The 13,343-nt window shown below is 68.8% G+C and carries 14 protein-coding genes; 7 read left to right on the forward strand and 7 right to left on the reverse strand.

The genetic code is table 11. From position 1 onward, the window contains the following. Positions 1 to 2 precede the first annotated feature (2 nt). The 4 genes from ACZYZ9_RS15405 to ACZYZ9_RS15420 form a co-directional block, all read right to left on the reverse strand. Positions 3 to 851 (reverse strand): lysophospholipid acyltransferase family protein, encoded by an 849-nt coding sequence (locus tag ACZYZ9_RS15405; protein WP_463827106.1) that lies wholly within the window; start codon positions 849 to 851, stop codon positions 3 to 5. Then, positions 848 to 1,699 (reverse strand): GNAT family N-acetyltransferase, encoded by an 852-nt coding sequence (locus tag ACZYZ9_RS15410; protein WP_463827107.1) that lies wholly within the window; start codon positions 1,697 to 1,699, stop codon positions 848 to 850. The genes ACZYZ9_RS15405 and ACZYZ9_RS15410 overlap by 4 nt, the downstream gene beginning before the upstream one ends. Before the next feature lie 140 nt (positions 1,700 to 1,839). Continuing rightward, positions 1,840 to 2,796 carry an electron transfer flavoprotein subunit alpha/FixB family protein gene (locus tag ACZYZ9_RS15415; RefSeq protein WP_463827108.1) on the reverse strand — a complete coding sequence of 319 codons (957 nt, stop codon included), beginning with the start codon at positions 2,794 to 2,796 and terminating at the stop codon, positions 1,840 to 1,842. Positions 2,797 to 2,828: 32 nt separating this feature from the next. Next, complete coding sequence (locus ACZYZ9_RS15420; protein ID WP_463827109.1) at positions 2,829 to 3,620, reverse strand: electron transfer flavoprotein subunit beta/FixA family protein; 792 nt, start codon at positions 3,618 to 3,620, stop codon at positions 2,829 to 2,831. 205 nt (positions 3,621 to 3,825) lie between these two features. Here ACZYZ9_RS15420 and ACZYZ9_RS15425 point away from each other — a divergent pair, with 205 nt between their 5' ends. From ACZYZ9_RS15425 to ACZYZ9_RS15435, 3 genes are all read left to right on the forward strand, one after another. Then, positions 3,826 to 4,629 carry a class I SAM-dependent methyltransferase gene (locus ACZYZ9_RS15425; protein WP_463827110.1) on the forward strand — a complete coding sequence of 268 codons (804 nt, stop codon included), beginning with the start codon at positions 3,826 to 3,828 and terminating at the stop codon, positions 4,627 to 4,629. Between the two features lie 26 nt (positions 4,630 to 4,655). Continuing rightward, on the forward strand, positions 4,656 to 6,206 hold the full coding sequence (locus tag ACZYZ9_RS15430) for a 1,4-alpha-glucan branching protein domain-containing protein (protein WP_463827190.1): 1,551 nt from the start codon (positions 4,656 to 4,658) through the stop codon (positions 6,204 to 6,206). A 94-nt stretch (positions 6,207 to 6,300) separates the two neighbouring features. Beyond that, a complete protein-coding gene (locus tag ACZYZ9_RS15435) occupies positions 6,301 to 7,545 on the forward strand; it encodes a glycosyltransferase family 4 protein (RefSeq protein ID WP_463827111.1) in 1,245 nt (414 codons plus the stop codon). Positions 7,546 to 7,560: 15 nt separating this feature from the next. Here ACZYZ9_RS15435 and ACZYZ9_RS15440 read toward each other — a convergent pair whose 3' ends face one another. Then, the gene (locus ACZYZ9_RS15440) at positions 7,561 to 8,520 is read right to left on the reverse strand and encodes an SDR family NAD(P)-dependent oxidoreductase (RefSeq protein ID WP_463827112.1); all 960 of its coding nucleotides are present in this window, start codon (positions 8,518 to 8,520) and stop codon (positions 7,561 to 7,563) included. A 62-nt stretch (positions 8,521 to 8,582) separates the two neighbouring features. Between ACZYZ9_RS15440 and ACZYZ9_RS15445 the strand changes: the two genes are divergently transcribed. Beyond that, complete coding sequence (locus tag ACZYZ9_RS15445) at positions 8,583 to 9,938, forward strand: TIGR01777 family oxidoreductase (RefSeq protein ID WP_463827113.1); 1,356 nt, start codon at positions 8,583 to 8,585, stop codon at positions 9,936 to 9,938. Here ACZYZ9_RS15445 and ACZYZ9_RS15450 read toward each other — a convergent pair. Beyond that, the gene (locus tag ACZYZ9_RS15450; protein WP_463827114.1) at positions 9,935 to 10,156 is read right to left on the reverse strand and encodes a hypothetical protein; all 222 of its coding nucleotides are present in this window, start codon (positions 10,154 to 10,156) and stop codon (positions 9,935 to 9,937) included. The genes ACZYZ9_RS15445 and ACZYZ9_RS15450 overlap by 4 nt on opposite strands. Positions 10,157 to 10,394: 238 nt before the next feature. Here ACZYZ9_RS15450 and mbp1 point away from each other — a divergent pair, with 238 nt between their 5' ends. Further along, positions 10,395 to 10,625 carry a microaggregate-binding protein 1 gene (mbp1, locus tag ACZYZ9_RS15455; RefSeq protein WP_463827115.1) on the forward strand — a complete coding sequence of 77 codons (231 nt, stop codon included), beginning with the start codon at positions 10,395 to 10,397 and terminating at the stop codon, positions 10,623 to 10,625. Between the two features lie 57 nt (positions 10,626 to 10,682). Here mbp1 and ACZYZ9_RS15460 read toward each other — a convergent pair whose 3' ends face one another. Then, positions 10,683 to 11,360: a phosphodiesterase gene (locus tag ACZYZ9_RS15460; protein WP_463827116.1), complete on the reverse strand. Its 678-nt coding sequence runs from the start codon at positions 11,358 to 11,360 to the stop codon at positions 10,683 to 10,685. 94 nt (positions 11,361 to 11,454) lie between these two features. Between ACZYZ9_RS15460 and ACZYZ9_RS15465 the strand changes: the two genes are divergently transcribed. Further along, entirely contained in the window at positions 11,455 to 11,895 is a 441-nt protein-coding gene (locus tag ACZYZ9_RS15465; protein WP_463827117.1) for a hypothetical protein, read from the forward strand. Positions 11,896 to 12,199: 304 nt separating this feature from the next. Continuing rightward, a complete protein-coding gene (locus ACZYZ9_RS15470; RefSeq protein WP_463827118.1) occupies positions 12,200 to 13,336 on the forward strand; it encodes a polyprenyl synthetase family protein in 1,137 nt (378 codons plus the stop codon). The last annotated feature ends 7 nt before the right edge of the window (positions 13,337 to 13,343 follow it).

Consider the following 13,343-nt stretch of genomic DNA (forward strand, 5'->3'; position numbering starts at 1 on the left):
GACTACGCCGTCAGCGCGTATCCGTGACCCTGACCGACGGTCTCGGTGGGTCCCCGTACCGCGGACTGGCACCGTCGGGCCAGTGCCCGCCGGTCCGCACCCGGCAGTTGCAGGGATTCCACCCGCACCCTGGCGATCGTGCGGCGCACCTGAACCACCCGGTAGACCGATCGCAGCAGGGTGTCGCTCCCGACGAAGGCCGGCGCGGTCGACACGCTGCCGTCGATGTCGTGATAGGTCAGCCGCAGCGGCTGCACCGGACGGGCGGCGTCGATCGCGGCCTGGAACATCGCCGGGTAGAAGCTCCCGTAAGCCAGACCGCACCACGTGGTGCCCTCCGGGAAGGCCACCACCGTGTGACCGGCCCGCAGCCGGCGCGCCACGGCGTCCACCACGCCGGGCAGCCGTCGCAGACTGGTCCGTTCGATGGGGATGATCTGCAGGATGCGGGCCACGATGCCGGTCGCGGGCCCGCTGAACATGTCGGCCCGGGCCACGAACGAGCCGGGCAGCACCGCACCGATGGCGAAAATGTCCAGCCAGGACACGTGGCTACTGACCACCAGAACGCCCCGTAGATTTCGGATGGGGCTGCCCGACACCGTGATTCGCACGCCGAGGACGCGCAATGCAAGTCGGCAGTAGGCGCGCTGCAGATGCGTGCGACCGGGTAGCGGCACGCCCAGCAACGGCAGGCCCGGCGCCAGCAACAGCAACAACGCGATCCGCAGCGCGACCCGCAGACGAACCCGAATCGACTGTGGCGCAACGGAAGCACCCGAACGTACACAGCTTGCGTCGCACGATGCGCGGGGCAACCAGGAGTGCCCGGCCGGGGCGAGCTGGGTCACCGGCCGGCCCCCGCGCCCAGTTGCGCGACAGCCGAAACCGACCGCAGCCGTTTGAGATAGCGGGTGTCGGCGTCCTTTTTGCCCAGCAGTACGCAGAAATCCCCGACGCCGAAGTCCGGGTCGTGGGCGGGCTCGCCGCAGACCCGGGCGCCCAGGCGCAGGTAGCCCCGCATCAGCGCCGGGATCGCCGGGCGGGCCGGCGGTGTGATCTCGCCGAGCCCTTTGCCGTCGATGCGCACCGGCCGGTACGGCCGAACCCGGTACTGCGCGGCGTGCCGGGCGAGCACGAAGTCACGCACGCCGCGAAGCTGGCTGCCGGGCGCCTCGCCGTCGGTGTCGATCGGCACCGATACGCAGCCGGTGACGTGGTCGTAGTCACAGCGATCCAGATAGGCCAGAATCCCCGCCCACATCAGCAGCACCACGCCGCCGTTGCGGTGCCCGTCGCGCACCGCCGCGCGGCCCATCTCGACCAGCGACGGACGCAGTGCATCGAAGGCGCGGACATCGAATTCCGTTGCGGTGTACAGGCCGCCGGCGGCGATGGCACCGGCCGGTGGCAACATCCGGTAGCAACCCACCAGTTCGCCGGTGTCGTCGTCGCGCACCAGGAGGTGGTCGCAGAATTCGTCGAACCGGTCACTGTCGCGGCCGTCGCAGGCCGCGGGTAGCGAGAAGCCCGGGGTGCTGCTGAACACGTCGTAACGCAACCGTTGTGCCGCTTCGATGAGGCTGGGATCGGTGGACAGCAAAAGGGAGTAGTGCGGGCCGGCGGCCGACCCCGCCCTGGTCGAAGCCGCCCGACCACGTTGTTTTTCACTGGGTATGAGGACAGAAGCGATACTCATGCCAACAACGTGGCGTAGCCGTTCAGCTAATCGGCATCGGCGTGCTGACGGGTCGGTGCACGTCAGATGACGAACAGACGCAGAATCGCCCCGGAAAGGATGTTCCGGGGCGATTCTGCGTCTGCTCGCGCAGGGGAGTGTTAACCCTTGCGGGCCTTGATTCCCTCGGTCAGCTGCGGGGCCACCTTGAACAGGTCGCCGACCACGCCGTAGTCGGCGATCTCGAAGATCGGCGCTTCTTCGTCCTTGTTGACCGCGACGATGGTCTTGGACGTCTGCATGCCGGCCCGGTGCTGGATCGCTCCCGAGATGCCCAGGGCGATGTACAGCTGCGGCGACACCGTCTTGCCGGTCTGGCCGACCTGGAACTGGCCCGGGTAGTAGCCGGAGTCGACCGCGGCGCGCGAGGCACCCACCGCGGCGCCGAGCGAGTCGGCCAGTTCCTCGACGACCTTGAAGTTCTCCTCGCTGCCGACGCCACGGCCGCCGGACACCACGACGGTGGCCTCGGTGAGCTCCGGCCGGTCACCGGCTACCGCAGGCTCCCGCGAGGTGATCTTCGTCGCGTTCTCGGCCGGCTCGGGCACGTCCACATTGACCACCTCACCGGCGCCGTCGGACGGCTCGGCGTCGATGGCGCCGGCCCGGACCGAGATCACCGGGGTGTCGCCGTTGACCTGCGACTCGACCGTGTAGGCCCCACCGAAGATGGAGTGCACGCCTTTGCCGCCCTCCTGCACGCCGACCACGTCGACCAGCAGGCCCGACCCGATGCGGGCCGCGAGCCGACCGGCGATCTCTTTGCCGTCGGCGTTGGAGGAAACCAGTACCGCGGCCGGTTGCGACGACTCGGCCAGCGACGCCAGCACGTCCACGTACGGCGTGATCAGGTAGTTGTCCACCACCTCGGACTCGGCGACGTAGATCTTCTCCGCACCGGCGGACTTCAATCCGTCGATGAGCGGCTCGGCCGTGCCCGGCGCACCGATGACGACGGCGGCCGGTTCGCCCAATGCGCGCGCTGCGGTGATCAACTCGGAGGTGACCTTCTTCAGCGCACCCTCGGCTTGCTCGACAAGCACCAATACTTCAGCCATGAATTTTCGCTCTCTCGTTTCGTGGAGTTGCGTCAGATGATCTTTTGACCGACCAGGTACTTGACGATGTCGTTGCCGCCCTCGCCCTCGTCGGTGACTTTCTCACCGGCGGTCTTCGGTGGCTTCGGGGTGGACGACGTGACCGTCGAACCGGCGTTCTCCAGGCCCACCTCGTCGGGCTCGACGCCGATCTCGGCGAGCGTGAGCACGGTGACTTCCTTCTTCTTGGCGGCCATGATGCCCTTGAAGGACGGGAAGCGCGGCTCGTTGATCTTCTCGTTCACGCTGACCACCGCCGGCAGGGTGGCTTCCAGGGCGAAGACGCCGTCGTCGGTCTCGCGCTCGGCCGTCACCTTGTCGCCCTCGACGGCGAGTTTCCGCACGTGGGTGAGCTGCGGCAGGCCCAGGTACTCGGCGATGATGGCGGGCACCGCGCCGCCCGAGCCGTCGGTGGCCTCGTTGCCGGCGATGACCAGCTCGGTGCCCTCGATGGTGCCCAGTGCGCGGGCCAGCGCCCATGCTGTCTGCACCACGCAGGAACCCTTGAGGCCGTCGTCCTTGAGGTGAACGGCCTTGTCGGCGCCCATCGACAGGGCTTTGCGGATCGCTTCGGTCGCGCGCTCCGGGCCGGCGGTCAGCACGGTCACCGAGCCTTCGCCGCCCTCGCGCTCGCGGATCTGCAGGGCTTCTTCCACGGCGCGTTCGTTGATCTCGTCCAGGACTGCGTCGGCGGCGTCGCGGTCCAGCGTGTAGTCGCCGTCGGACAGCTTGCGCTCCGACCAGGTGTCTGGGACCTGCTTGATCAGGACCACGATGTTCGTCATGAGTGGGGTTCGTCCTCCTCGAAGGCGTCCGGCAGCGACGCTGCAAGACCTGGGTCACGTGTTCCGCAACCGCACAGCGCATGTTACTAGTGGGTAACTTTGTGCGGTCCGCTCTCACACCATAGCGGGTCGTAGTGCACGTTCTTTCGGCTGGATCCACTGTCCGGTTCGCGAATCGGGTGCCAGGCATTAGCCTGCCTTAGCAATGAGCGCATTCGTCCCCCACCTTCCCGCCGGGAGTCCGCCCGCGAGCGATCCGGTCATGATGCTGACCGGGGAGCGCACCATCCCCGACCTGGACATCGAGAACTACTGGTTCCGCCGTCACGAGGTGGTCTATGAGCGCCTGGCGCCGCGCTGCGCGGGCAAGGACGTGCTGGAGGCCGGTTGCGGCGAGGGTTACGGCGCGGACCTGATCGCGGGGTCGGCCCGCCGGGTGGTCGCGGTGGACTACGACGAGGCCGCGGTGGCGCACGTGCGCAGCCGATACCCCCGGGTCGAAGTGCTGCAGGCCAACCTCACCGAGTTGCCGCTGCCGGATGAGTCGGTGGACGTGGTGGTGAACTTCCAGGTCATCGAGCATCTGTGGGACCAGGGCCAGTTCATTCGCGAGTGTGCGCGGGTCCTGCGGCCGTCCGGGCTGTTGCTGATCTCGACCCCGAATCGGATCACCTTCTCCCCCGGCCGCGACACCCCGATCAACCCGTTCCACACCCGCGAGCTCAACGCCGATGAGCTCACCGACCTGCTGCAGGACGGCGGCTTCGGTGAGGTCGGCCAGTACGGGATCTTTCATGGTCCGCGGTTGCAGGAGATGGATGCCCGGCACGGCGGGTCCATCATCGACGCGCAGATCGACCGGGCGGTCAGGGACTCCCCCTGGTCGCCCGAACTGATGGCCGACGTCGCGGCCGTCACCACCGCCGACTTCGACCTCGTCGAGGCCGGCGCCGCATCTCACGACATCGACGCCAGCCTGGACCTCGTGGCAATCGCGGTGCGCCGTTGACCTCCTCCCCACCGCCGGTGCCCGGCATGTTCACCCTGGTGCTGCACACCCACCTGCCCTGGCTGGCCCATCACGGCCGCTGGCCGGTCGGCGAGGAATGGCTCTACCAGTCGTGGTCGGCGGCCTACCTGCCGCTGTTCCGGGTGCTGCGCACGCTGGCCGAGGAGGACCGCCGCGGACTGATCACGCTGGGCATGACGCCGGTGGTCAACGCCCAGCTCGACGATCCGTACTGCCTGGACGGGGTGTACCACTGGCTGGCGAACTGGCAGCTGCGCGCGGCCGAAGCCGCCAGCGTGCGGACCATTCCGGCGTCGAAATCGGCCAACTATCAGTCCTGCACACCGGAAGCCTTGCGCGCCTTTGGGATTCGTGAGTCGGCCGAGGCCGGCGCGGCTCTTGAGGAATTCGCGACCCGGTGGCGGCACGGCGGCAGCCCGTTGCTGCGCGGTCTCGTCGACGCCGGCACGGTGGAGCTGCTCGGCGGCCCGCTGGCCCACCCGTTCCAGCCGCTGCTGGCACCGCGGCTGCGCGAGTTCGCGCTGCGCGAAGGCCTGGCCGACGCTCGGCTTCGGCTGGGACGTGCCCCGACGGGAATCTGGGCGCCGGAATGCGCCTACGCTCCCGGCCTGGAACACGACTACGCGGGCGCCGGGGTCAGCCACTTCATGGTCGACGGCCCGTCGCTGCACGGCGACACCGCGCTGGGCCGGCCCGTCGCCGACACCGATGTCATCGCCTTCGGGCGGGACCTGCAGGTCAGCTACCGGGTGTGGTCGCCGAAGTCCGGCTACCCCGGGCACGCCGCCTACCGCGACTTCCACACCTACGACCACCTCACCGGCCTCAAGCCCGCCCGGGTCACCGGCCGCAACGTGTCCTCGGAAGGCAAAGCGCCCTACGACCCGGAGCGCGCCGACCATGCGGTCGACGTGCATGTCGCCGACTTCGTCGAGGTGGTGCGCAATCGGTTGTCGTCCGAATCCGAGCGGATCGGCCGGCCGGCCCACGTGGTCGCGGCGTTCGATACCGAACTGTTCGGCCACTGGTGGCACGAAGGACCGACCTGGCTGGCGCGGGTGCTTCGGGCGTTGCCGGCCGCCGGCATCCGGGTGGGCACGCTGCACGACGCGATCGACGCGGGCTTCGTCGGCGGCCCGGTCGAATTACCGCCCAGCTCTTGGGGTTCCGGCAAGGACTGGCAGGTGTGGAACGGCGAGAAGGTGGCCGATCTGGTCCAGCTCAACGCTGAAGTCGTCGACACCGCGCTGGCCACCGTGGACAAGGCGCTGGCCCAGACGGCGTCGCTGGACGGACCTATCCCCCGGGACCACGTCGCCGACCAGATCCTGCGCGAGACGCTGTTGACGGTGTCGAGCGACTGGCCGTTCATGGTCAGCAAGGACTCCGCCGCCGACTACGCCCGCTACCGCGCGCACCTGCATGCGCATGCCACCCGCGAGATCGCCGGGGCACTGGCATCCGGCCGGCGCGATGCCGCAACGCGCCTGGCCGACGGGTGGAACCGGGCGGACGGACTCTTCGGTGCGCTGGATGCCCGTAGGCTCCCCCAATGAGTTGCCGTCCGTGCCGCGAGCGGCCTCATCTGTGCGGCGACACGCCGCTGCAGACGGCAATTCGGGGGCGCTCGAGGCCGGACGGCGGTTGCGCATGAAGATCCTGATGGTCTCGTGGGAGTACCCGCCGGTGGTGATCGGCGGGCTGGGCCGGCACGTGCACCACCTCGCGACGGCGCTGGCCGCCGCGGGTCACGACGTCGTGGTGCTGTCCCGGCGCCCCACCGGTACCGACCCCAGCACCCATCCGTCGTCCGACGAGATCAGCGAAGGCGTCCGGGTGATCGCGGCCGCGCACGACCCGCACGAATTCAGCTTCAGTACCGACATGATGGCCTGGACGCTGGCGATGGGCCACGCCATGATCCGCGCCGGCTTGCCCCTCACCAGACCGGGCAGCGACCGCCCCTGGCGCCCCGACGTGGTGCACGCACACGACTGGCTGGTGGCCCACCCGTCCATTGCGCTCGCCCAGTTCTACGACGTGCCAATAGTTTCCACGATGCACGCGACCGAGGCGGGTCGGCATTCCGGCTGGGTGAGCGGCGCCATCAGCCGTCAGGTGCACGCCGTGGAGTCCTGGCTGGTTCGCGAATCCGATTCGCTCATCACGTGTTCGGCCTCGATGCGCGACGAGATCACCGAGCTCTTCGGTCCCGGCCTGGCAGAGACGACGGTGATCCCCAACGGGATCGACGCGGCGCGTTGGCCGTTCGCCGCGCGGCGCCCCCGGACCGGACCCGCCGAACTGCTCTACGTCGGACGGCTGGAATACGAGAAGGGCGTGCACGACGCCATCGCCGCGCTGCCGCGGATCAGGCGTACCCATCCGGGCACCACGTTGACGGTCGCAGGCACCGGCACCCAGCAGGACTGGCTCATCGAGCAGGCACGGAAACACAAGGTGCGCAAGGCAACCCGATTCGTCGGGCACTGCGAGCACGACGAGTTACTGCAATTGCTGCACCGCGCCGACGCGGCGGTGTTGCCCAGCCACTACGAGCCGTTCGGGCTGGCCGCGCTCGAAGCCGCCGCGGCGGGCGCGCCGCTGGTGACGTCGAACATCGGCGGCCTGGGCGAAGCGGTGATCGACGGCGTCACCGGGGTCTCGTTCGCACCCCGCGACCTCCCCGGGCTGGCCGGGGCGGTGCGCACCGTGCTCGACGATCCCGCGGCCGCGCAGCGCCGCGCAAGCGCCGCCCGCGAGCGCCTGACCTCCGACTTCGACTGGCAGACAGTGGCCGAGCAGACCGCTCAGGTGTATCTGGCGGCCAAACGCGGTGAGCGGCAACCACAGCCGCGGCTGCCCATCGCCGAGCACGCCCTGCCGGATCGCTGACGGCGGGTCAGTGCCCTACTGCAGTCCGATCGCATCGGCACAGTAGCGCCACAACCGTTCCCGGGCGTCTTGGCTGTGGCGCGTGGACAGCAGATAGTGCTGCGGGCGCACCCGCCGGTCATGCCAGAAGCGGCCGGTCGGCGGTGCGGGCCGGGTCGCGGCCAGCCACACCGCGGTGTCGGCGCCCTCCTCGGGTGAGCGCAGCAGCGGACCGGTGACCCGCCGGAACCCGGGCAGCGCCGCCGCCACACCGGGCGTGTCCGCCCAGCCGGGATGCATTGCATAGCAACGGATTCCGGCCCACCGGCGGGCCAGCACCGGGGTCAGCGCCACCTGCATCCGCTTGGTGCGGGCATACGCGATGGCGCCACGGTATCTGCCGCGGCGGTACTCGGGATCGTCGACAGCCAGCGGCTGGGTGTACATCCCGCCGGACGACATCAGAATGACCCGCGGATCGGCGGACTCGGCCAGCAGTGGACTCAGACATTCGGTCAGCAACACCGGACCCAGGACGTGGGTGGCCAAAGTCAGCTCGTGCCCGTCCGCCGACTCGGTGCGCGTCTCGGGCAACACCCCGGCGTTGTGCACCAGCACATCCAGCCGGCGGCGGCCGGCCAGCCCGGCGGCAAAGGCCCGCACCGCCGTCAGGTCGGACACGTCGCACACCACGACAGTGATGTCGGCATCGGGATTGGCCTCGACGAGCTCGGCACGGGCCTGCTCGCCCCTCTCCCGGTCCCGCACGGTCAACAGGACTTCAGCGCCCAACTGTGCCAGCCCGGACGCGATCGCCTTGCCGATGCCGCGATTCGCCCCGGTGACCACCGCGGTCCGGCCCCGCAGCGCCAGCGCCGGCGGGTCGTCCGCCCAGTCGAGATTGCGGACCCGGTACCCCACCCGGGTGTAGCCCGCGACCACCGACCGGTCCATGGCGGTGTCGACCAGGTTCCGCACACCGCCGAGTACATCCATGCAGGGTCCTGTTCCCTCAAACCGCACCGACACACCTGTGGGATCGCAGGTAGCGTCGTGAGATGGGCCTCACTTTCTCGAGCGTCGTCAACGCGCCCCGCGACCAGGTGTTCGCCTGGCACTCCCGACCCGGCGCCTTCGCCCGCCTCTCGCCGCCCTGGTCGCCGATGCGGTTGATCTCCGAGGCCGAGTCACTCGCCGACGGGCGCGCCACGCTGGGTTTGCCCGGCGGTCTGCGCTGGCTGGCTCAGCATCAAGCCGACTTCTACGATCCGCCAAGGCGTTTCGTGGACGAGCTGACCAGCGATGGGCTGGCTTCGTTACCGCCGCGGTTGATCCGGCGGTGGCGACACACCCACGATTTCGAGGAGGTCGGGGACAACCAGACGCGGGTGATCGACCGGGTGGACACGCCGGTCCCGCCCACGATGCTGCGCCCGATGTTCGTCTACCGGCACCGCCAGTTGGCCGACGACCTCGCCGCGCACACGCGGGCGGCCGAGCACGGCCTGTCCCCGGCGACCGTCGCCGTCACCGGCGCGTCCGGACTGGTGGGTACCGCGTTGACCGCGCTGCTGAGCACCGGTGGCCATCGCGTCATCCGACTGGTTCGGGGTAGCGCACACGGTCCGGATGAGCGACGGTGGGACACCGATGAGCCGGACCCGGAACTGCTCGCCGGGGTCGACGCGGTGATCCACCTGGCGGGTGCCTCGATCGTCGGCAGGTTCACCGAGAAGCATCGAAAAGCCATCTACGACAGCAGAATCGGGCCGACACGCCGGCTGGCCGAGCTGGTGGCCCGCACCGCCGACGGCCCGCGGGTGCTGATCTCGGCCTCGGCGATCGGCTTCTACGGGTCTGACCGGGGCGACGAGCCCTTGACCGAGGACAGCACGCGCGGCGACGGGTTCCTCGCCGACGTCGTCGCCGACTGGGAGGACGCGACGTCCCCGGCCCGGCAGGCCGGTACCCGGGTGGTGCTGGTCCGCACCGGCATCGTGCAGTCCCCCCGCGGCGGCACCCTGCACCTGATGCGGCCGCTGTTCACCGCCGGACTCGGCGGCCGGCTCGGTGACGGTCGGCAGTGGCTGTCCTGGATCGGGATCGACGACCTGATCGACATCTATCACCGGGCGCTGTGGGATTCGGACCTGTCCGGTGCGGTGAATGCCGTTGCCCCACAACCGGTTCGGAACAAGGAGTACACGCGGTCGCTGGCCCGCGTCCTGCATCGGCCGGCGGTGTTGCCGGTGCCGCCGCTGGGTCCCCGGATACTGCTGGGCGCCCAGGGCGCGCGTGAACTCGCGCTGGCCAGTCAACGGGTGAGTCCGGCGCGACTGGTCGGGGCCGAGCACCCGTTCCGCCATCCCGGGCTGGAGCCGGCGCTGCGGCACCTGCTCGGTCGCACCGGTTAGCCCGCAACCGTACCCTGTTCGGGCCGGTCCGCCGGCGCAGCAGACGGCACCGCGCGGGGCTGGGTCTTGCGCTGCCACACCGACCAGGCGGCCGCCACGGCCAGCACGGCGCCGACGATCATCGTCGGCCAGAACAGCAGTTGGATCAGCCACAACCGCCGCTGCAGACGTACCACTTTCTGCTCGCCGCGCCGGAGGCGGTGCAAGGTCGTATTCACGCCTCGGATGTACCCGGTGCCGATATGTTGAAACCGGGGCCCGGCGGCCCTTTGCCGACGGTGAGATGTCGATCACGTTGCCGCCAGGTCAGTCCTGCTGATGACGTGCCATAAGCACCGCTAACCTATGCGGCATCGTTTGCCGTGGTTGCTGGGCGAGGGCAGCGGGAACCCTCTGTTTCAACGCGGCAGAGTCGCGCGAGCACCGGTAGTAGTCAACCGATATATGGAGGTAGTCATGGCTAAGAGCGGACCCCTGGAAGCTGTCAGTGGCGTTGTCGAGGGCATCAAGGGCCTGATCAAGCAGGTCATCGGTCTCGTCTTCGGTAACGAGAAGCTGGCCCAAGAGGCCAAGGCCCAGCAGGACAAGGCCGACGCGCAGCGCGAGGCCGCCAAGAAGGAAGCGGCCGCCGAGTCCGCTCGGGCCGGCGCCAAGGCCGCCGAAGGTCGCCAGAAGGCCAACCAGTAGCACGTAGCTGAGCAAAGGGGCCCGGTCCTATGGCCGGGCCCCTTTCGCGCATCAGGTTCAATCCGCGTCGCGGCCCTCGCGGCTGCGCGCATAAGCGCTCTTGCGCAGACCCGCAAGCCACCCCGGATACAACTCCACCCCGGGCGCGCTGTTACGCACCGGGTCGAACGAGAAGTCGGCCTCGGACTCAGGCTCCAGTTCGTTCAAGCTGAGCCGACCCAGCGAATCGAAGTCTCCGGTTCCGCGCGCCTGATCGAGTTGCAGCTGAATTCCGCCGTTCCGGATGCTGTCTCGCACGTCCTCGAGTGACAGTCCGCGTCCGGCGATGTCACTGACGATGCGAGCCCTGAGCCACCAGTTCGCGCCTTGGTAGCGCAGCGGCATCAGGCTGGTCAGTGTCTGCGCTGACCACGAGGTCACCGGATGCAGCCCGATGACCCGGGTCAGCACACCGGATCCGGCGGAGACGAGCAGTACGTCCCACGGTCCGCCGGCGTCGACCTGCGGCGGGATGCGCAGCGCGAGTCCGATCGCGTCGGGAACCGCTCCCGGCATCCCGACAGCCTTGGAGAATCTCGCCACCACGGCGCAGGTCGGAACCGGTAGTCCCTGGCTCGCCGGAGCGACGCGCTGCAGGGTGCCGGCGGCCAGCACGCCGGTGGGGTGAAAAACTTTGCGACGCCGAAGTGCCGCTCCCCACTGGAAGGGCAGGGCGAGGCGATCAGAGATGTCCACCTGCGAGGTGTTCCCCGGTCGGCCACGGCGAAACAGCGCATCGCGCTTCGACTATTACTGTCGATGGCATGCCGTCGTACCCGGGGAGCAGGTAATGGGTTTGTGTGATCGTCGTCCGCCGGGCACTCCCGACGCCGCGGTGCGAGCCGCCGGCAAGGTCTCCGAGGCACTCGAGACCATCGAGCGGGCCCGCGGCCACCTGTATTCGTTCCACCAGCTCATCGGCCACGCCGACCTGCAGCTGGATGCCGCGGTGGAACTGCTGCGAGAAAGCGGAGACCTCGGGCTGGCCGATGCGATCAGCCGCGAGTTGATCGGCCGCAACATATTGCCGGGCAGGTGGAGCTTCCAGGTCGTCGAGGACTTCGACGACGGCTATTACCGATGCTTCCACAAGACCGAAAAGGCGATCCGGGATCAACTCACCGGGGGCAATCGACACGTGTTCGAGGCCGAGATGAAGGAACGTCGGCGCACCGACAGCCACCCGGATCACGTGGCGACGCCGGCAGACGCAGACCCTGCCGAGGACTGAACAGCCCACTCCGGCAATCACATTCGGCGTCGGTTACCGGCGGTCACATCGAATCCAGCACGCCGCACCGTCCGTCCGACCTGCCCCGCCGACTCGGATCGCCACCGGCAGGCCAGACCCGACTGGCGTGTCCGATGATCATTCACTAAATTAACGATTAATCCTATGAAGAGAGTGCAGAGGCGAGCGTGGACGGACCGCCGGCTGGGCACAGCCACTGGTTTGTTTTCCCGGCGAGGGGGTACGAAGCGTGAATCAGAGCCGTTCTGTTCAGCGACTCACGGACGTTGACAAGGAGGCTTCGGTGCAAGCTGTGCGTGAATTCCCGCGGGTGCGCCTGGCCCGGACCAGCCTGACCGGAGCGGCCACTCTGCCTCCGATCGATCAGTTCGACACCTGGCGGACCGGCCTGCGCGAGGAGGTGCTCGCCGAGGTCGCCGAGTTCGTGTCCGCGCGCTGCGCCGACGAGTTGGGCGACTGCGGAGTCGATGTGGCCGGCAACATCCTGTTGGAGTTCGTCAAGGGTGGCAAATGCCTGCGGTCGACCTTCATGTACCTGGGCTGGCTGTGCGGCGCACCACCCAGTGCAGCCGCGTTGTCGGCCACCGCGAGCCTGGAGTTGTTGCACGCGTTCGCGCTGCTGCAGGACGACGTCATGGACGATTCCCCCGCCCGGCGCGGACGGCCCGCGGCGCACATCCAGTTCACCGACTGGCATCAGGCGCACGGCATGTCCGGCTCGTCGCGGCGTTTCGGCGAGTCCGCCGCAACCCTGCTCGGCGATATGTGCCTGATCTGGGCGGAGCAGATGCTGCGCGACTCCGGCCTCGGCCATCACTATCTGCAGCGGGCCTGGCCCCGTTACGACGCCATGCGCACCGAACTGGCCGTCGGCCAATTCGCCGATCTGGCAATGGATATGCGCAACTTTCCCAAAATCGACTCGGTGCTCGGGGTGGCCAGACGCAAGTCCGGCAACTACACGGTGCGCAGGCCCCTGGAGATCGGCGCCGCGATGGCCGGCTGTGACGAGCTGACGCTGACCAGGCTCGGTGAGTACGGTTTCGCCGTCGGTGAAGCATTCCAGCTGCGCGACGACATCCTCGGCATCTTCGGATCACCGGCGAGCACCGGCAAACCCAACGGCGGGGATCTGCTGGAACGAAAAGCCACCAGCGTGGTGGTCGCCGCCTACGAGATGGCCGACGTGCCGACCCGCCGCGAGTTCGGCGAACTGATGAACGTCGACCAGCTCGACGACGCGGCGGTGGACTACTGGCGCGGTCTGATCTTCTCCACCGGAGCGGTGCAGTGGATCGAGGAGCTGATCGCCACCCGTGTCGATGCGGCACTGAAATCCTTGGACCGCAGTGGAATCGACACGGTGCTCAAGACCGCGTTGACGGAGATGGCCGGCGTGTGCACGCGCCGGGCGGCATGAGTCCGCG

This window comes from Mycobacterium sp. IDUB_28, from assembly GCF_055419285.1.